The 20,568-nt window shown below is 37.6% G+C and carries 14 protein-coding genes and 2 pseudogenes; 3 read left to right on the top strand and 13 right to left on the bottom strand.

Features of this window, described 5'->3' with window-relative positions:
- Positions 1-11 precede the first annotated feature (11 nt).
- Positions 12-674, bottom strand: a pseudogene (locus AC806_RS00390) (UbiA family prenyltransferase); the annotation flags it as partial.
- Here AC806_RS00390 and AC806_RS00385 point away from each other — a divergent pair.
- From AC806_RS00385 to AC806_RS00375, 3 genes and pseudogenes are all read left to right on the top strand, one after another.
- A pseudogene (locus tag AC806_RS00385) lies at positions 668-2,476 on the top strand (FAD-dependent oxidoreductase); the annotation flags it as partial. The pseudogenes AC806_RS00390 and AC806_RS00385 sit on opposite strands and share 7 nt — an antisense overlap.
- Before the next feature lie 181 nt (positions 2,477-2,657).
- A complete protein-coding gene (locus AC806_RS00380; RefSeq protein ID WP_061839989.1) occupies positions 2,658-3,212 on the top strand; it encodes a Gx transporter family protein in 555 nt (184 codons plus the stop codon).
- A 40-nt stretch (positions 3,213-3,252) separates the two neighbouring features.
- Positions 3,253-4,239, top strand: coding sequence for a polyprenyl synthetase family protein (locus tag AC806_RS00375; RefSeq protein ID WP_061839990.1), 987 nt, complete (start codon positions 3,253-3,255; stop codon positions 4,237-4,239).
- Between the two features lie 114 nt (positions 4,240-4,353).
- Here the strand turns inward: AC806_RS00375 and gor are convergent, their stop codons facing one another.
- From gor to priA, 12 genes are all read right to left on the bottom strand, one after another.
- Entirely contained in the window at positions 4,354-5,700 is a 1,347-nt protein-coding gene (gor, locus tag AC806_RS00370; protein ID WP_069028494.1) for a glutathione-disulfide reductase, read from the bottom strand.
- Positions 5,701-5,752: 52 nt separating this feature from the next.
- Positions 5,753-6,226 (bottom strand): GNAT family N-acetyltransferase, encoded by a 474-nt coding sequence (locus AC806_RS00365; RefSeq protein WP_197492657.1) that lies wholly within the window; start codon positions 6,224-6,226, stop codon positions 5,753-5,755.
- A 44-nt stretch (positions 6,227-6,270) separates the two neighbouring features.
- A complete protein-coding gene (locus AC806_RS00360) occupies positions 6,271-7,509 on the bottom strand; it encodes a peptidase U32 family protein (protein WP_069028493.1) in 1,239 nt (412 codons plus the stop codon).
- Between the two features lie 12 nt (positions 7,510-7,521).
- Positions 7,522-8,442, bottom strand: coding sequence for a peptidase U32 family protein (locus tag AC806_RS00355; protein WP_061839993.1), 921 nt, complete (start codon positions 8,440-8,442; stop codon positions 7,522-7,524).
- 180 nt (positions 8,443-8,622) lie between these two features.
- Positions 8,623-9,318, bottom strand: a complete 696-nt coding sequence (locus tag AC806_RS00350; RefSeq protein ID WP_069028492.1) for an HAD family hydrolase — start codon at positions 9,316-9,318, stop codon at positions 8,623-8,625.
- Between the two features lie 157 nt (positions 9,319-9,475).
- Entirely contained in the window at positions 9,476-11,968 is a 2,493-nt protein-coding gene (locus AC806_RS00345) for an ATP-dependent Clp protease ATP-binding subunit (RefSeq protein WP_069028491.1), read from the bottom strand.
- Positions 11,969-11,987: 19 nt separating this feature from the next.
- Complete coding sequence (locus tag AC806_RS00340; protein ID WP_014123464.1) at positions 11,988-12,449, bottom strand: CtsR family transcriptional regulator; 462 nt, start codon at positions 12,447-12,449, stop codon at positions 11,988-11,990.
- 148 nt (positions 12,450-12,597) lie between these two features.
- Complete coding sequence (gene pknB, locus AC806_RS00335) at positions 12,598-14,856, bottom strand: Stk1 family PASTA domain-containing Ser/Thr kinase (RefSeq protein WP_069028490.1); 2,259 nt, start codon at positions 14,854-14,856, stop codon at positions 12,598-12,600.
- Positions 14,849-15,592 (bottom strand): Stp1/IreP family PP2C-type Ser/Thr phosphatase, encoded by a 744-nt coding sequence (locus AC806_RS00330; RefSeq protein ID WP_061839998.1) that lies wholly within the window; start codon positions 15,590-15,592, stop codon positions 14,849-14,851. Before AC806_RS00330 ends, pknB begins: the two co-directional genes overlap by 8 nt.
- A 4-nt stretch (positions 15,593-15,596) precedes the next feature.
- Entirely contained in the window at positions 15,597-16,955 is a 1,359-nt protein-coding gene (rsmB, locus tag AC806_RS00325) for a 16S rRNA (cytosine(967)-C(5))-methyltransferase RsmB (protein WP_061839999.1), read from the bottom strand.
- On the bottom strand, positions 16,945-17,898 hold the full coding sequence (fmt, locus tag AC806_RS00320) for a methionyl-tRNA formyltransferase (RefSeq protein WP_069028489.1): 954 nt from the start codon (positions 17,896-17,898) through the stop codon (positions 16,945-16,947). Before fmt ends, rsmB begins: the two co-directional genes overlap by 11 nt.
- A gap of 12 nt (positions 17,899-17,910) precedes the next feature.
- The gene (priA, locus tag AC806_RS00315; protein ID WP_069028488.1) at positions 17,911-20,316 is read right to left on the bottom strand and encodes a primosomal protein N'; all 2,406 of its coding nucleotides are present in this window, start codon (positions 20,314-20,316) and stop codon (positions 17,911-17,913) included.
- Between the last annotated feature and the right edge of the window lie 252 nt (positions 20,317-20,568).

The following is a 20,568-nucleotide window of genomic DNA, read 5'->3' as shown; positions in this document are numbered from 1 at the left end:
GCTGCTTGTTTTTACATTACTTGCCAAAAAATACAAAGTAATAATCCCAGTGCATAGCTACTATTGAATAAGACCATGTTTTTGATTGCATAAGCAAAACTCTTTGGCTGAGGCAGACTTTTTTCATGCTCCCTTAAATTACGAGAAATTTTAGGAAAAGTAAGAAAAATGATGAGAATTGGCCAAGTATAAATACCAAAAATCAAACCAATAACAATCGTCACATAGCAAGCATACATTAATCCTTGAAATAGCAGTGTTCCGCTAGCACTTCCAATATAATATACTAAGGTATAACGATGATTTTTAACATCTGTCTTTATATCGCGTAAATTGTTGGCAAGCATAATATTGGCGATCGTAAAAATTAAAGGAAGAGAAGCCCAAATCAGAGCTAAGATTCCCCATAGTTGTCCTGAAAGTGAAAAATTTCCCTCGGTAAAATCAAGTGTAAGGTAAAAAACCTTTTGTTCAATAGTGTTAAGATAAATAGTTATAGCAAAAATGCCTAAGCCCATAGTTACCCCGCTAAACAATTCTCCTAGCGGCATGCGAGATAATGGAATCGGACCATAAGTATAAAAAACACCGATAAAACACACAACGCCCCCCATAACAAGCATCAACCAACCCGTTTGGACAATTAAAATCAAGCCAATGACTAAGGTCAATGATGACTGAACTTCATGAAGTAGCTGCTGCAAGGGTTGAGCCAAATGCAATCCAGTATGATTTACAACGTCTTTTTTGTCGTAAGAAAAATGTGCAACTTGTAACAGACACTGTGACTAACATTGACAAAGATACAAAAACCGTTCAAACCAAAAATGGACAATACCCTTTTGATCATTTAATTATTGGTATGGGCGGTGAACCAAATGATTTTGGTACACCTGGTGTTAAAGAAAATGGTTTTACCCTTTGGTCTTTTGAAGATGCCTTGCGCATTCGTGAACATATAGAAAAAACTGTAGCAAAAGCTGCTTTAGAACCTGACGCCAAACTTCGAAAAGCAATGCTTACCTTTGTCGTTTGTGGCTCTGGATTTACTGGTATCGAAATGATCGGTGAGCTAGTCGATTGGAAAGAACGACTTGCCAAAGATAATAAGTTAGATCCTAGTGAAATTAACTTAAAAGTTGTTGAAGCTCTGCCAACGATTCTAAACATGCTGAAACGAAGTGACGCAGCAAAAGCAGAACGTTATATGAAAAAGAAAAATGTAGATATCATGATAAATTCACCGATTGTTGAAGTAAGTCCTGATCATATCAAATTAAAAGACGGATCAACAGTTGCTACTCATACACTAATTTGGACAGCAGGTGTCAAAGGAACTTCAGATGCTGCTGATTTCGGACTAGAAACAGCTCGTGGGAATCGCTTAGTTGCCAATGAATATATGCAAGCAAAAGGTTATGAAGATAAAAATATCTATATTGTAGGAGATCTAGTCTACTACGAAGAGTTCTCTAATACACCAACACCACAAATTGTGCAAGCAGCCGAACAAACTGGGCATACTGCTGCTACTCATATTGTTAGCTCGATCAACGGTGGTCAAAGTCGTAAATTTAAGGGAAATTACCAAGGTTTTATGGTTTCTGTCGGAGCTAAGTGGGGTGTTGCTAATCTTTTTGATAAGATCCACTTAAGCGGTTTTCTTGCTATGATAATGAAACATATCGTCAATTTGAAATATTTCTTTGATATTCGCACAGGTTATTATATGTTCCAATATATTATGCATGAATTTTTCCGTGTTAAAGATGATCGTAATGTAGCTCGGGGTCATACTTCACGTAATAGTAATGTATTATGGAGCGTACCTTTACGTGTGTTCTATGGTTTAGTTTGGTTTTTAGAAGCTTTCAAGAAAATTGTAGGTGACGGCAAGTGGTTTACTCCTAGTACATGGTTTGGCGAAGAGTCTTGGTTTAAAGGCGACAGTGTTTTCCCTTGGACTTGGGATTATCAATCAATAACTGATGCTGCTTCTGGCGCAAGTGAAGCAGCCGACGCGGCAAGCGGCGCTTCTGATGCTGGCGCTGATGCAGCCGTTGAAGCGGGAAACACCATTTTTGGTTTAAGTTATGCTTATGGAGAAGAACCTATGGCAGTCATCGAAAATTCTCCTGACTGGTTTATGAATATCATGAAAACAATCATGCCTAACATGGAAGTTGCGATGTTTTTCCAAAAAATGATGGTTTTTGTGGAAATCGGTATTGCCCTTTGTTTAATGGCTGGTTTATTTACTTGGTTATTTAGTGGAGCAACAATTATTCTAGTAGCAACTTTTTGTTTATCAGGAATGTTTTACTGGGTAAACATCTGGTTTATCCCCGTAGCCTTTGCCTTAATGAATGGTTCCGGACGCGCACTGGGATTAGATCACTGGGTCATTCCATGGTTACAACGTACATTAGGAAAATGGCGCTATGGTACTCCTAAATCATTATACGGGCAAAAATAAAATAAAAATGGCTGGGACCTCTAAAAAGTTCCAGCCATTTTTAAAAGAATATAAATCACAGCATCTTTTATTATGCTAAAATAAAATATAAGATAAAAAATTACAATCTAAAAGAGACGGTTGATAAAGGGGTTAACAACAAGACAGGAGGGACAATGACGATTCGTCTGATCGTTACTTTATGAGTCATTTGAGAAAAATCATTTTTATATCACTTTTGATTGCCCAAGGGGTAGTTCTCGGTCTTATCGAAAATATGATCCCTTACCCGTTTGCTTTTGCACCTGGCGCTAAAATAGGCTTAGCAAATTTAATTACAATAATTGCCTTATTTACGATGTCAAAAAAAGATAGTTTTTTGCTGGTTTGCTTACGTTTAATTTTGACCACTCTTTTAGGGGGGACCCTTTCAACTTTTTTATATAGCATGAGCGGTGCAATGCTGAGTTACTTTGGCATGCTGTTGGTTAAAAAAATAGGTCCGAAATATGTTAGCATTATCGGTATCAGTGCGACAGGAGGCTTTATGCATAACGTCGGACAACTTCTTACCGCCTCTTTTATTGCTCAAACATGGAGCGTCCTACTTTATTTACCCATCTTATCTTTTTTAGGTATCTTATCAGGAATTGCTATTGGTATCGCTGCAAATTATTTATTAAGACGCGTCGACACTTTACGACGCTTTCAAAATGAACATGAACAACAGACGCAGGAAAAATGGTCGATGTATTAACTATTTATTGCGGATTGTTTTTGAAACAAAGGAGCTAGCTATGAAACTTCACCCTATATGGAATAACTATCCACAATTACAATCTGAATTAACAGAAACCTTAAAACTAATGGAAGATTCCATCCAACTGAAGAATAAATCCGTTAGAAAAGCTTTATTGGAGATGATCGGGGCGGGAGGTAAATTACTACGTCCAGCTTATCAACTTCTTTTTTCACAATTTGGTCCCAAACAAGATCGAAATAAAGCTATCGCACTGGCAGCTGCTATCGAAATGTTGCACACAGCTACATTGATTCACGATGATATTGTAGATGACGCTTCTTTAAGACGGAACCTGCCAACAATCAGTGCAGCTTTTGACAATAATACTGCTGTCTACGCTGGAGATTATCTTTTTGTGGCCTGCTTTAAATTGATGTCTGGCTATACTGGAACTTTACGTAGCTTGCAAAAAAATGCGAGCAGTATGGAAAATATTTTAACTGGCGAATTAGGACAAATGGCAGATCATTATAATCTAGCAATTACCGTCAAAGAGTATTTAACAAATATTTCAGGAAAAACAGCAGAACTATTTGCTTTAAGTTGTTCCGTTGGTGCATTTGAAAGTGGAAGTAGTCAATTATTTGCCAAAAATGTTTCAGACATTGGCCATCAAATCGGGATGGCTTTTCAAATCATTGATGATATTTTGGACTATACTCAAAATGGAGAGGGACTTGGTAAACCGGTACTAAAGGATGTGCAGCAAGGCGTGTATACTTTACCATTGATCTATGCTTTACACGCAGATCGCCAACAATTAGTCCCATTGTTAGAAAAAAAAGAACAAATGACACAAATTGATAAACAAAAAGTGTACCAGTTAGTTAACGAATTGGGCGGTGTAGCTAAAGCTCAACAACTAGCAAATACCTACACGCAAAATGCGTTAAAAAAAATTGAAAATCTACCCAATGATTCCCAGAATACTAAAGTCACTTTATATCAACTTACAGAAACACTGTTAACTCGAACAAATTAGTAGGTGATCTATCATAAAAAGTTTCACGTGAAACTTTTTTGATTTTGCTAAAAAATTCACCAAGGACTTGAGATGACTATTCAAGTCCTTGGTGAATTTTATTGTTTTATAAGTTTAAGTCATTGTAACAAATTCTTCAGCTCCGGTCGGGTGGATAGCTACTGTATTATCAAAATCAGCTTTAGTTGCCCCCATTTTCACAGCAACAGCAAATCCTTGCAGCATTTCATCTACATCTACTCCTATAGCATGTAAACCGATAATTTTTTCTTCTTTTCCTAAACAAACAAGTTTCATTTCACATTTTTGTCTATAGTCATTTAATGCAAAGTACATTGGAGTAAAACGTGAACGATATACTTTGATTTCATCTTTACCATATTTTTCCAGTGCTTGATCTTCGTTCCAACCGATTGTAGCAATAGGCGGATGTGTAAATACAACACTAGGAACAAAGTTATAATCTAAGTAAAGTTCAGTTTGACCATTAAACAAACGTTCAGAAAGTCGGCGTCCAGCTGCGATCGCTACTGGGGTCAACTCCAATTTACCGATCACATCACCAATAGCATAAATCCCATCAGCTGTTGTATTTTGGTACTTGTCTACTTGAATAAAACCCCGTTCATCTAGTTTTACCTCGGTATTGCCTAAGCCAAAACCTTGCACATTGGCTTTCCTTCCTCCAGCAAATAATACGCAGTCTCCTGTAATTTTTGCACCATTTTCAAAAGTAACAGTGTACTGCTCACTATTTTTATCAATAGCTGAAGGTACGCTTTCTTTATAAAGAGACACGCCTTCTTCTTCATATTCTTGTACTAGATTATCAGCTAACATTGCATCAAACTTTCTAAGAGGACGTTCATTACGAAAAGCCCAGGAAACTTTACTTCCTAGCCCGTTAATTACCCCTGCAAGTTCAGCAGCGATATAGCCTCCCCCTAAAACGATCATATGTTGAGGAGCTTCTTCTAAGTCAAAAAAGTCATCTGAATCAATTGCATATTCACCACCTGGAACATCTAAACTAGTAGCGTGTCCACCAGTTGCAATTAAAATATGTGGTGCTGTATATTGTTGGCTATCTACTTCAACTGTATGACCATCTATAAACTGTGCATATCCCTTTAATAATTCTACACCGTTATTATCAAATCCTCTTTTATAAGCACCATGTAAAAAGTCAATATAATCTCTTCGGTTTTTAACCAAGGTTTTAAAATCAAAAGTTTTATCCTTTACTTGAAGACCGTAACTTGGTGCATCCCTTTGGGCGGTTTGATAAATATCACTTGCTTGCCACATTACTTTTTTAGGCACACAACCAACATTGACACAAGTTCCGCCAACCTCATTAGCTTCAATCAGTAATACCTTAGCGCCATGCATACCAGCGCGATTTGCAGAGGCAATGCCACCGCTTCCGCCGCCAACGACGATATAATCATATGTTTCCATGGTAACCTCCTCTGATATTTTCTGTCTAAGAATAAAGCTATCACTCCCGTATCTATCCGTCAAGATACTGAACTGTTTGACTTAAGCGCACCATGTCTTTTAACTGTAAGCCGTTTTCAACAATGGGCCTTGCATAGTGGTTAACAAAAAAGTCACGCGCAATATATGTCATACGGAAACCACACTTTTGATATAAGTATAGTTGCTCAAGACTGGTCGAACCTGTCCCAATTTCCACTAGCTTATACTGATTTTTCCTAGCAAATGACAGGGCAAATAAAATAAGTTGTTGTCCGATTTTTTGTCCACGAAAACTTTTTTGTACAGCTATATTCGCGATTTCTAAGGTCTTTGGCTTAGTCGGTAATAATAGAATTATCCCTAGCAACTTTTGCTTTTTTTGCGCCGCAAAACAAAAACCACGTGATAAATAATCTTCAACAATTTTTTCAGAAGGATCCGCCTCTAAGAGTAGTTTATAATGAGTGCTATCTATATGCCGTAACCTATGAATCTCTATATCCATAACAAAACTCCTCTTTTTCTAATAAAATCGCAGCATGTTCACCATTACTTTTGTTTTCTTATCATATCTCCCACTTGTACTGCTTGTTTCACTGGCATTGTTAATATCATCATAGGGTGCGGTGCACGTACAATTGATTCACCTTGCTCATTATGCATCTCTGCCACTTGCTGGGTAAAATGACGCATTCCTGGTCCGTAAAACTCAATACGATCCCCTAGATTAAAAACATTACGCTGTCTTATGGTAGCAATTTGTGTATCTTTATCATAGCTAATCACTTCACCAATAAATTTATATTGTGGAATTTTTCGCCGTGGGCCAAATAATTGTTCAGTTTCTGTCGGTATATGATAATAAAAACCAGTGGATAACTCACGTTGCGCAACCTTCCATAACTCATCAATCCATTCTTGTTGACAACTATAGTGTTTTGGATCAGCCATGTAACTATCAACCGCCCTTTTATAAACATTAGCTACTGTTGAAACATAGTGAATAGATTTCATCCTCCCCTCAATTTTCAAACTATCAACGCCATTTTGAATAAGATCAGGCAAGTGTTCTATCATTGATAAATCTACAGCGCTCATTGAAAATTTTTCTGATTTCTTACTCTCAGTGAAATAATTACGTTCTGTACCAAAAGGCAGATCAAATAAGTCATATTTCCAACGACAAGATTGCGAACATCCGCCACGATTAGCATCTCGCATTGACATATGATTGGATAAAGTACATCGACCTGAATAAGAAATACACATCGCACCATGAATAAAAGCTTCAAGTTCAACTGAGGTATGCTGACGAATCTCTGCCACTTCTTTCATTGAAATTTCACGTGCTAAAACAACACGCTCCAAGCCTTCATTGCGCCAAAATTCCAATGTTTCATAATTTGCTGCAGACGCTTGTGTAGAAAGATGAACAGCTAGCCCTGGTGCTTCAGTAATACAAATTTCAACTAAAGCTGGGTCGGAAATAATCACAGCTGCGACTCCTATATCGCGAATTTTTCGAAAAAAATCCCCAGCGCCTGCTTGATTAGCTTCATGTGTTATCATGTTCGCTGCTACATAAACCTTTGCATTATGGTTATTAGCAAAACGAACCCCTTCTGTCATCTCTTCATAAGAAAAATTACCTGCTCGACTCCGTAAACTATAAGCATTTCCTCCAATATAAACAGCATCCGCTCCGTAGTTAATTGCAGTCTTTAATTTTTCCAAAGTGCCAGCTGGCGCTAAAATTTCTGGTCTTTTTAATATTTGCTTTATCGTCACTTTTATTACCCCTTATTTGATCTTTTCTGGATCTATATCATAAAAGCCAGTAGATAATGTTCGATGCACTGGATGTAGTTGATTCACTCGAGAAGCATAATGAGCTATTTGTCTTGTAGTATAAGTATTTTTTTCAATTTCTTTTCTAACAGTATCGTATAATTGAATAATTTCTACAAAATTCTGTCCAGGAGTAAATATGCCATCAAGTTTCCAAGTTTGATAACCGTTTGCCGCCAGTTCAGGTAACTCATTCATCAAACAAATGTCATCATTGGCAAAAATGTGGGTGCCGTGGTTGTCCTCATAAATTGAATAGTGAGTTTTTTCACGTTTTTCTTCAGATAAAAAAAGATTTTGTGATTTGTCCTCTACTTCGTCTTGTTTAGTATAATGAAAATAATTTTGTAAAAGTGAACGCTTCGAATGATGGATACAAGTAGCGCCATAAACTAATACTTCCGTTGGAATATTTAAATGGACTGCCATTTCTTTCATTTCTATAAAGGGAACTTCACGCGCTAAAACAGCACCGTTAGCGCCCTTTCTCCCCCAAAAATTGACCTGCCGGGCGCTAGTTACTAGAGTTTGTCCATCATAAATAAAAGGAAGCGCCAGTTCAGGTTGCTGTTGCATTACAAAAATAATTCCAGGATCGCCTAATGATATTTTATCTACATGAATGCTTTTTAAAAAACGCAGATATTTCGGGATATCTTTCATTTTATCTGGATGTATAATCCCATTAACAGCAACCATTACTTGTTTCCCTGCTTCATGAGCAAGTGCCACAAGTTCCTTTTGTTCACTCTTTGAAAAAGAGTAGGGTAAACGTAACCCAAACTTTTCTTCACCAAAGATAATGGTATCAACACTAGGTAAGATCTCAGTTGCTTGATAAACAGATTCTACTGTTGCAATTATTTCAATCATATGCTCTCTCCTCTTTCACATGCTATCACAAGCTAGCTTGTTTTCCAACACAATAAGTGTAACACTTCACGAGCATGCTTATTATTTTCAGTTAACTATCTTTAAGCTACGCATAATCTATATAAAAGATCGCAATTTCGCACTACACTAAACTAGCAAAACTGCAAAAAGATGATGTTTCTACAAGGTTTGGATCGTTTCATATAAAGAAGACTTTCGCTTTAATACTTGGTCAAACACAAACTGTGATTGGGGTTTTTTACGCCCCCGGTGATTAAACCAAATGGCTTTCCAACCAGCATTTTTAGCGCCCTCTATATCATTTTCATAGGAATCGCCAATATAATAGGTCTCTTTTTTACTTAGCCCCATACTTTGTTCTGCATACTCAAATAAATGAATATCCGGCTTACTAAAACCTACAGTCGAAGAAATAAAAATATTTCTTTCTGAAATCCAATGTAGCAATCCTAATTGTTGAATCTTTCCCCATTGATGGTTAGTCGGTCCATTAGTAATTAATCCAAGGGAAATATTATGATGTGTACAATAGGAAAGTGCCCTTTTAGCGTCTGCAAACAGTTCTATTTGTCCTTGAAAATATTTATAATCCTCTTGAAATCGTAGTGCTTGCGTTGATGTTAATTGCATACCAAATTGTGCACACGCGTTTTGCATACGATAAACATACATATCTTCTAGCTTCATTTCTCCTGTATGCGTCAAAGGAAATACTTCATCGGCAAAGCTTCGACTAAATAAGTACAAATCTTCTATTTGAGAAGTAGGAAAAAGAAAATTTTTTTGGACAGCTTTTTTAAACGGTTCTAACTGATCGTATAATGTATCGTCTAAATCAAAAAGTACTGACGTCATTTTTTACTCCTATCATTTATTTTCGTCTATTTATTATAGAGAACTTTCAAATAAAAAGCAAAATAGCTTTTTGAATAAAAATTTTATTCTATGAGCCTAAAAAAGCACGTAGGAAGTTGAACTTCCTACGTGCTAGCTAAAATCTTTATTCAGTCAACTATACTTCTTGCAATGTTTGTTCTTTCTTTGGCTCTTTTACATTCAAGGTAATTTTACCCTTTGAAGCACCTATCGTGACACGACTACCGAAATAAATTTCTCCAGATAGCAACGCTTCACTTAAGCGATCTTCAATTTCTTTTTGCAAAGCACGGCGAATCGGTCGAGCCCCATATTCCGGATCAAACCCGGCTTCGCCAATCACATCGATAGCTGCCGGTGTGATTTTAAGTTGAATATCTTGTTCTTCCATACGTTTAACAACAGATTTACTCATAATTTTTACAATTTCATGGATTTCATCTTTTTCTAACGAACGGAACACGATGGTTTCATCAACGCGGTTCAAGAACTCTGGACGGAATGCTTTTTTCAATTCTTCTAGGATACGTTTTTGCATAGCTTCATGATCTTGTTTAACATCTACTACATTGAAGCCAACATTTGTTTCTTCACGTATTTCTCGAGCACCGATGTTTGAGGTCATAATCAAGATCGTATTACGAAAATCAACAGAACGTCCTTTTGAATCTGTCAATTGACCATCATCCAATACTTGTAATAAGGTATTAAAGACTTCTGGGTGCGCCTTTTCAACTTCATCAAGTAAAATTACAGAATAAGGTTTCGAACGAACTTTTTCGGTTAATTGACCTCCTTCATCATAACCAACATAACCTGGAGGTGAACCGATCAAACGACTCGTACTATATTTTTCCATATACTCACTCATGTCTAACCGAATCAAAGCATCTTCTTCACCAAACATGGATTCAGCCAATGTTTTAGCTAGTTCAGTTTTCCCAACGCCTGTTGGTCCTAAAAACATGAAAGAACCAATTGGACGATTTGGATCTTTTAACCCACTACGAGCACGGCGAATAGAACGAGCTACTGCATTTACTGCTTCATCTTGTCCGACAACACGTTCATGCAGATCTTTTTCCAAATCTAGCAAACGTTGACTTTCTTTTTTCTCCATTTGCTCTAGCGGTACACCTGTCCATTGTGACACAACAGCGGCAACATCTTCTTCTGTCACTTTATCGGTAAAACCAGAAGCTGCTTTAGCTTCTTTATAAGATACCTCCTGAAGTTGTTTATTCAATGCTTGTTCTTGTTTGCGTAAACTAGCTGCTTTTTCAAAATCTTGATTTCTAATCGCTGCTTCTTTTTCTTCTGTAACTTCCAGCAATTGATCCTGAACGACAGCTGTTTCTGAAACTTCATCCGACTGGTCCAAACGAACTTTAGCAGCTGACTCATCCATTAAGTCGATTGCTTTATCCGGTAATTGTCTTCCATTAATGTAACGAACAGAAAACTGAACACAAGCTCGTAATGCCTCATCAGTAATTTCAACATTATGATGCTTTTCATAACGAGCCCGTAGCCCTCCTAAGATTTCTACTGCATCATCAGGTGTTGGCTCGTCTACCTGAACTCTGGCAAAACGACGTTCTAATGCTGAATCTTTTTCGATATATTTTTGATACTCATCAGAGGTTGTCGCTCCAATGGTTTGTAACTCGCCACGGGCAAGTGCTGGTTTTAAGATATTAGAAGCATCGATGGCACCTTCTGCTCCTCCAGCACCAATTAAAGTGTGTAATTCGTCAATAAACAAAATAATTTGTCCATCTTGATAAATCTCATCAATAATTTTTTTCATGCGATCTTCAAACTCGCCACGATATTTTGTTCCAGCAACTAATGCACCAATATCTAACATCATTAGTCGTTTTGACTGCATATCTTGCGGAACTTCACCATTATTAATTTTTTGCGCTAAACCTTCAGCAATCGCTGTTTTCCCAACACCCGGCTCACCTACCAAAGCTGGATTATTCTTGGTACGACGACTTAATATTTGAATAAGACGCTTCACTTCTTTATTACGACCAACAACAGGGTCTAAACGTTTTTCGCGTGCTAATTTTGTTAAATCACGTGCAAGTGAATCCAAAGTTGGCGTGCCTTCTTGTGCTTGTTGCTGTCTCCCTTGAGCTGGACGTCGTCGGTTTGCACCATTTGCACTTTTATTTTGGTTCACACCCATTTTTTTCTTTAAGAGTTGACGCATTTTCGCTAAACTTAGGCCTAAGTTCAACATAATACGTGAAGCTAGGATTTCTTCATCACGTAATAAGCCTAAAAGTAAGTGTTCTGTACCAACTTGTGATGAGCCTAAACGCTTCGCTTCATCACCTGCATAGGCAAAAATTTGTCTAGCTCTTGGCGAATAAGGTAAATAGCCACTTACCGGATAACTAGTCATCGTGCCATAACCTGTTAAGTGTTCGATTTCTTCACGGATATCATTTTCATTAACATTCATTTCACGTAATGTTTTTCCAGCAATACCATTGGGTTCCATTAATAAAGCTAGTAAAACGTGTTCTGATCCTACGGTTTGATGTTTAAAACGTTTTGCTTCTTCTTGGGCGATTTGTAATACTTCTTTAGCGCGCTGAGTAAATAGTTCGTCCATATTTTTTCACTTCCTATCTTTATAATTCATAGCTTAATCGTTCTAGTACGCCATGCATAATGTTTGCTCGTATGTTTTCTTCTTTAACTGATTTTCCTAAAGCTACTTTACTAATTGTTACTAATAATAAATTACCTTCTCTTTTAGAAAGAATCCCTTCTTCATATAATTTCTGAATAATTGCTATTCCATCTTTTTCTGAGAGTGATTGATCAAATAATTGGTTCACTTGTTCTAAAAATTGATGATAATTAGAAATTTGAACTTTTTCAATACGAATATAGCCGCCACCACCTCGTTTACTTTCAACGGTATAACCTCGTTGTACAGTAAAACGTGTATTGATGACATAATTGATTTGTGAAGGTACACAATTGAATAAATCTGCCATCTCAGCGCGACGAATTTCAATCATCTCGCTTTCTTCCAGAATCTTCTTTAAATAAGCTTCAATCATATCAGAAGTATTTTGATGACTCATCTGCTCGTGACCCTCCTTTGACTATTATTGACCTTTATTATAACGAATTTTTCATTACTTGGAAAGGATAAGGTCTTGTTATCATCAAATACTTAGCAAAAAATAAAAGACGACCGATATTGTGTTTATCGTTCGTCTTTTATCTAAATTAAGGTACTTGTACAGTTTCAGCTTCATCTACTTCACGGCTAACTTTTTCTTCATCATCACGTTGCACAGCAATTGTTGCTTTTTCGCCTTCTTCAACAGTAACGGGAACATTGATTGTCTCTTTATCATCTTCTGAATCTAAAACAATTTGTTCGTATTGCTCGTTATCATGATCTGTATCTGTAAGCCAGACCGTAATCGTCTGACTCGATGAGTCTTGATCATTTTCATCTTCACTATCTTCAGTGTCTTGGCTGTCTTCGCTGTCTTCGCTGCTATCTTCACTGTTGTTGTTACCTTTAAAAGAAGCCTCTACATCCACCGTAAATTTCTTTGTCTCAGGCTCTTCTTCCTCGCCTTTTGAAACAACCATATTTACTGTGCTTCCCTTATCTTCTGTTGAACCAGCCGAAGGATCTGTACTGATAACATCTCCTTCATCAACAGAATCGTCAAATTCTTCTTCCTTTTCCACTTTAAAGCCAGCGTCTTCCAGTTTTTCTTCTGCTTTATTTTCAGAATCTCCTTTTACATCAGGAATTTCAACTTGCTCTTGTCCAGCACTTACAGAAAAAACAATAGGTGTGTCTGCGGGGATTACTTCCTCACCTTCGTTTGGTGTTTGATCAATAATCGTTCCGCTTGCTTGCTCGCTATAACTTTGTTGAATTTCTACCGAATTATCTTCTAGACCCATCCCTTGCAAGCTACTTCTAGCTGCATTTTCTGTACTGCCAATAAAATTAACCATAGATACCGGCGCAGGACCGTTACTTATAACAAATGATACTTCGGTTTCTTCCGGCACCACTTCTTCTCCTTCATCAGGCGTTTGACTAATAATTTGTCCTGCTGGGACTGAATCACTAAATTCTTCCTCTGAAGAAATATTACTTTCTTTAAATTCTAATTCTTTTAGTTTGTCTAGTGCGTCTTCATAAGTTTGTTCTGTATAATCATCCATTTCTACTTCTGGACTGCCAGAACTGATATATAAAACCACTTCTTGGCTTTGCTTGATCTCGGCGCCTTCTTGGGGACTCGTTTTAACGATCCGTCCTTCTTCTTGATCATCACTAGGATGTTCTCTTGTCTGAGCAGCCGCTTGTACCCCACTTTCGCGTAGTTTTTCTCTAGCCGCGGATTCCGTAAGACCGGCGACTTCTGGCACAGCTACTTCGTCTCTTGAACCAGCCAAAGAAAGATACGTGCCCAAGCCGATCATAGCGAGTATCGCAACAAAAATCGCTAAAAAAATTAACCATTTTTTCTTCTTTTTCTTAGGTTTTTTATTCTTTTCATCTTCTTCAGTTGCTTTAGCAGCTTCTGTATTTTCTTCTTCATTATTAGAGAGAGGGTTATCTGTAATTGGCGTTATTATTTTTGTGTCATTGTTCATTGCTTGCGGATGCCAAGCTGCTTCGTTCTGACGCTCTGGCGATAAAACTGTTTCTAAGTCTTTACTCATTTCTTCAACCGTTTTATAACGATCTGTAGGTTCTTTAGCTGTTGCTTTTAACACTACATTTTCCAGCGCTTGCGGTATACTTTCATCACGTTCTCTCAATGAAGGAATTTCATCTTGAAAATGTTTTAAAGCAATAGTGACTGCAGATTCACCATCAAAAGGCACACTACCTGTCAACATCTCATATAAAATAATACCAATAGCATAAATATCAGATTGACTTGTCGCCATACTCCCTCTTGCTTGTTCAGGTGAAAGGTAATGCACTGAACCTAACATACTATTTGTTTGCGTGATCGATGTTTCTGATAGGGCAATCGCGATGCCAAAGTCAGTGATTTTTACCACGCCTTCGTCATTTAGCAAAATATTTTGCGGTTTTAAGTCCCGATGGATGATTCGATGCTCGTGGGCTAAAGCAACTGCAGAAAGGATCTGCTGCATTATGTTGATAACAGCCGAATAGTCCATAGGATAATGCGTCTGGATGTAACGTTTTAAATCCATTCCCTTAACATATTCCATAACTAAATACTGCATTCCGTCTTCTTCTCCTACATCATAAACGGAAACAATATTGGGATGGACTAACTCGGTGGCGGCTAGCGCTTCTCTTTGAAAACGACGAATGGCGTCTTGATCATTTTGAAAATCATAACGCAAAACTTTAATGGCAACTTCTCGGTCTAAAATCAAATCATCAGCTAAAAAGACATTGGCCATTCCGCCCATGCCAACGTTGCCTTTAATTAGATATCGACCACTCAGTTTCTTGCCAATATCAAGCATCAGCAACACCTCCAAAGCTGATCATAAGCGCAGTAATATTATCAAGGCCCCCACGATCATTGGCAGCATCAATCATTTTTTCCACCGCTTCTTCAGCGTTCGGATTCTTTAAAATAAGTTGAGCAATTTCTTCTTCAGACACCATATTAGTCAAACCATCCGAGCACAAAAGCAAATAATCTTTAGCATCAATCAGATGCGAGGATACATCTACTTCAATTGTACCCGGCATTCCAACACATTGTGTCACAATATTTTTCTGTGGATGATTGGCAGCCATCTCTTTTGAAATTTCACCTGTTTTGACTAACTCATTAACCAGAGAATGGTCTTCTGTTAGTTGAATCAATTGCTTTTCAAGTAAAGTATAAATCCGACTATCTCCCACATGGGCAACAGTAAAATCATCTTCAAAAACAGCGACTGCTTCAATTGTAGTCCCCATACCAGCGAATTCAGGTGTCGCTTGGCCAGCTTGATAGATCGCAGCATTTTCCTCTTGAATTGTTTTAACTAACCACTTAGCGGCTTTCTCACTGTCTGTGATTTTATTTTTTTCCCATTGTCTTCCAATTTCATTGACTGCCGTTTTACTAGCAACATCACCAGCTTGATGACCGCCCATACCGTCAGCCAACATCGCAAGCGTATAGCCTTTTTTGTTTTCGAATACACCAACGTAATCTTGATTCGTATTTCGTATTTTTCCTACGTCGCTTTGAAAACTGATTTCCATTCCTTCACCTCATCGTTTTTTTCCGTAAACAACTGATAAAAAAACCGTCCGTATAATATTGATGCGGAAATATTGTTAACATTTTTTCTTTCAAACTAGCATTTAGTTTTTCATTCACAGTCACTTGTATCAATTCAAATTCAGGATGTTTTTGTAAAAACTGTTTAACCACTTCTTGATTTTCTTCTGGTAAAATCGTACATGTGCTATAAACTAATATTCCTGAAGGTTTTAAGCTTGGAGCAACACTTTCCAAAATCTCTAACTGAATCGCGCTTAAACTTTGTAAATCTTCCGGTTTTTTTACATATTTTATATCTGGTTTACGACGCATCAAGCCTAAGCCAGAACAAGGCGCGTCAACCAAAATTCGATCAAATGAAGATTGAGCAAATGTATCATTTACTTTTCTAGCATCTAGCTCCTTAGCTTTTACCACATCTTCAACATGCATTCGAATAGCATTTTCTTCAATTAACCGTACTTTTTGTTTATGAATATCAAGTGCAGTGACTTGTCCATGTTCTTGCGCAGCTAAAAATGAAGCAATATGCGTAGTCTTCCCGCCTGGAGCAGCGCAGGCATCCAGTACTTGATGCTTATTTTCAATTTGTAGAGCTGGTGCTACCAGCATAGAGCTTTCATCTTGAATCGTCAATAAGCCATCATGAAACAACTGACTTTTTGCGACAAAACCTTTCTTTGCTATAATACCATATTCAGAAATAGTACTTTCTATAGCTTCGATTCCTTCTTGGGCTAAATTTTCTATGGCCTGTTTTCGCGTCATTTTACGTGTATCTACTCTTAAACTTACTTGACTTGGAGAAAATAAGGAGATTCCTAATTGTTTGGTTTGTTCCATACCTATTTCTTCTACTAATCGTTTAGTTAGCCATTGTGGCATAGAAATTTGTGTGGCTAAACGTTTGATTGGATCATCTATTGTCGCAGTATCCGGTAAACCTTGCCGTTTAATATTACGTAACACACCATTAACAAACTTACCAATCCCTACATTTCCACGAACTTTGGCAATATCGACCGCTTCATTTAAAATCGCATGATCAGGAATTCGGTCAAGAAAATACAGCTGATATATCGATAATTCTAAAAGTAATTTTACCCAAGCGTCTATTTTTTTTGCATTTGCAATAAAGGGTTTCAAGTAAAACTCCAGCAATAGTTGGCGACTCACAGTTCCATAAACAAGTTCAGTCAACAATCGGCTATCTTTAGCACTCAGTTGCCCTTTTTTAATTTCTTCGTTTAAAAGTAAGTTAGAATAAGCACCGCCTTTTTGAATTCTTTCTAGCGCTTGTAAGGCCGCAAAACGAACAGTCTTTTTCGCATCATGACTCATTTTGTCCCACCTGTTCTCCAAGAGCTATGTTTTTACCTGCACCGTTTAAAAAGTTGGCAATCTTTTGTTTACTTCTTCCGGCAGGTTGTAATTCTTCAATTGCCAGAACCGTTTGCTGCCCACATGCGATCCATAATTGAGCCTTTTCATTTCGAACAATCGTAGCGGGTTTTTCATTTGTTCGTTCTTCTACAGGAGAAACCTTCCAAATCTTCCAGCGGTTCTCTTGATAAGTGGTATAGGCAATCGGCCAAGGTCGCATTCCTCTGACTTTTTGATCTATTTCAGTTGCTGTTTGTTGCCAGTCGATCGCTTCTTCTTCTGGCTTAATGTTAGGTGCAAAAGTCACTTGTTTTTCATCTTGTGCAACAGAATGTAAGGACCCATCCAAAATTTGCGGTAAAGCCTCAAGTAATAAGTCACATCCCAGCAAGCTTAATTTCTTAAACATTGTTCCCACATCATCAGATGATGTGATTGGTATGCTTTCTTGTGCATAGACACCACCAGCATCCATTTTTTTCACCATATCCATAATGGACACGCCTGTCTTAGGCTCACCATTTATGATCGCATAATGAACAGGAGCGCCTCCTCTATATTTAGGTAATAGTGAAGCATGAACATTCAATGCGCCATATTGGGGTATTTGCAATAATTTTTCAGGTAAAAATTGACCAAATGCCGCTGTAACAATAACGTCAGGCTGCAATCTTGCGATTTCTTCCATTTCTTTTGATCCACTTATTTTTTCTGGCTGTAAAATAGGAATGCCTAATGCTAAAGCTTTCTCTTTAACAGGAGAGGCGACAATCTTTTTCTTACGGCCTACAGGGCGATCAGGTTGAGTAACAACGGCTAGCACTTCGTAGCCAGCAGTTACCAAACCTTCCAAAATAGGAACAGAAAATTCCGGCGTCCCCATAAATACAATTTTTGTCATTTGGATTCTCCTTTAAATAAAGTTTACTGGTTCATTATCGATTGCTACATATAAACTCTTACGTTGGTCTTTTTGCGAATTATCAAGGATTTTTTTCAACATCTGAGAAAGAGCAGGCTCTTTTTTGTATTTTATAATCATTTGATACTGATAACGGTTCTTTACTCGCGCAATAGAGGCAGGCGTAGGGCCTAAAATAATACTATCAGAACTTAAAGCTGTTTTTACTTCCTGAGCGATTTGAAACATTTTTTTGGCAGCTATTTGTTCTTCCTGATGGCTACAAGTAATTTTTACCGTAAAATAATACGGGGAGTATCCACTTTGATGTCGCAAAAACATCTCTTGCTTATAGAATGTTTCATAATCTTGTTTTTGGGCTAAAACAATCGCATGATGATCAGGGTTAAAACTCTGGATGATCACTTCTCCCGCTTTTTCGGCCCGCCCAGCACGCCCGGCTACTTGAGTTAACAACTGAAAGGTACGTTCATTTGAACGAAAATCCGGTAAGTTTAAAGCCGTGTCAGCATTTAAAACGCCAACTAAGGTGATATTAGGATAATCCAAACCTTTAGCGATCATTTGTGTCCCTAATAAAATATCAGCTTCTTGTGCGCCAAATTTTTGTAAGATCCGTTCGTGTGCGCCTTTGCGTCGCGTAGTATCAACGTCCATTCTTAAAATCCGGGCACTTGGAAATAATTCTTGCAATTCTTCTTGTACTTTTTGCGTTCCTGTCCCATAATAACGAATTTTATTACTGCCACATTCTGGACAATGCTTGGGAATACCTTCTTCATGCCCGCAGTAATGACAGCGCATGGTTTTGGTATCCATATGCAAGGTTAAAGAAATATCACAATTCGGACAAGGAAGGACATAACCGCAATCTCGACACATGACAAAAGAAGAGTACCCTCTACGATTCAGCATTAAGACGGATTGTTCTTTTTTCTCCAAGCGATCTGCAATTTTTGTTTGTAATTCTTTTGAAAAATTGCTCATATTTTTTCTTTCATATTCTTTTTTTAAATCGACAATTTCTATACTTGGTAAATTTGCTGCCGGATCCGCCCGTTTACTCAATAAAAGCAAGTGATAGATATCTTTTTGCGCGCGAGCGCGAGATTCCAAAGACGGTGTAGCACTACCTAACACTACAGGACAATGATGATACTTCCCACGCCATATTGCTAAATCTCTGGCATGATAACGCGGCGCTTCATCTTGCTTATAAGAGGATTCATGTTCTTCATCGACAATAATTATACCAATATTTTCCAGGGGCGCAAAAATCGCTGAACGAGCACCTACTACAACTTGAGCTTCTCCACGTTCAATTTTACGCCATTCATCATAACGCTCCCCTTGACTCAAACCACTGTGCAATACTGCGACAGCATCTCCCAAACGGCTTTTAAAACGTTCTACCATTTGAGGGGTTAAAGCAATTTCTGGCACCAGCATAATGGCTGTCTTGCCTGCAGCCAATACTGTTGAAATTGACTGCAAATAGATCTCCGTCTTTCCGCTACCTGTAATTCCTTCTAGCAAAAAAACTTCATCTTTGGCTTTTTTTTCAGCCGCAAGTATTTTATCTACCGCTTGTTGTTGTTCGTTATTTAACGACAGGGCGGATGTTTTATTAAAGACTTTGCCTTGATGAGGATCGCGATAAGCCTCTACTTCTTCAAAAGACAACCAACCTTTCTTTTCTCCCTGCTTTAATACAGCTGTAGAAATGCCTTGTTTTGTAAAAAAAGCTGTCGGTTGATGAGCGTTATTTTCTAATAACTCAACTAACTGCTTTTGTCTAGCCGCTCGGTTGTCGATTTCTTGATAAATACCTGCTGCATTCCTTGGTGTCAAAAGACTATTAACATATCGGATTTTCTTTACCTTGTTTTTCTTTTTGACCACATAACGAAGTTCAACAATATTTTCTTCCCGTAATTTTTTCAGTTGGCGGAGTATGCCCATTTCTTCTGCTTCTTGCCAATCAATTTCATTACTTTCTAAAAAATACTGTTGTTTGGCTGGATGTGAAGGATCCTTTAGCACGATTTTTTTTTGGTACTCAGCTTTCATCACACTCGGCAACATAGTTTGTAGGCAAGTAATTTTAAAAGCATAAGTTGTTTCTTTCATATAATCTGCCAAAGCTAGTAATTCTTGATTTAAAACAGGAGACAAATCCAACATTCGAATAATTGGTTTAAGTTTTTCTTCATATGTACTTGTTTGGCTCAGCGCAGTCACAAAGCCTTGGATATGGCGATTTCCATCGCCAAAAGGAACTTCTACACGCATCCCAACTTCAATGACGTCCAATAGCTCATCTGGTACTATATAAGTAAATGGTTGATCGGTTTGCATGGTGGGTACATCCACAATAACTTCTGCAAATAATGGCATGCGATTTCTCCTTTCTGGTCTATTTTACTAAAATTACAGATGTTTGTCTTTATTAACTGATAAAATTAACGTTTAGCCCTATTTTTCTTTTACTTGCTTATTTATTTCTTAAAAAGGGAACTGTAATAAAAATCTTTAACAATAAATAACCGAACTATAAAGAAATTGTTGCTAACCTTCGATAGGTTCTTGTCGTCAATACACAACAAACAACAAATTTCATTAAATATAGTTCGGCTATTTTGTCTTATT

The sequence above is a fragment of the Tetragenococcus halophilus genome (assembly GCF_001712815.1).
Lineage (GTDB): Bacteria > Bacillota > Bacilli > Lactobacillales > Enterococcaceae > Tetragenococcus > Tetragenococcus halophilus.
Note: the sequence above shows the minus strand (reverse complement) of the source record. Positions and strands in the feature narration are given on the sequence as shown.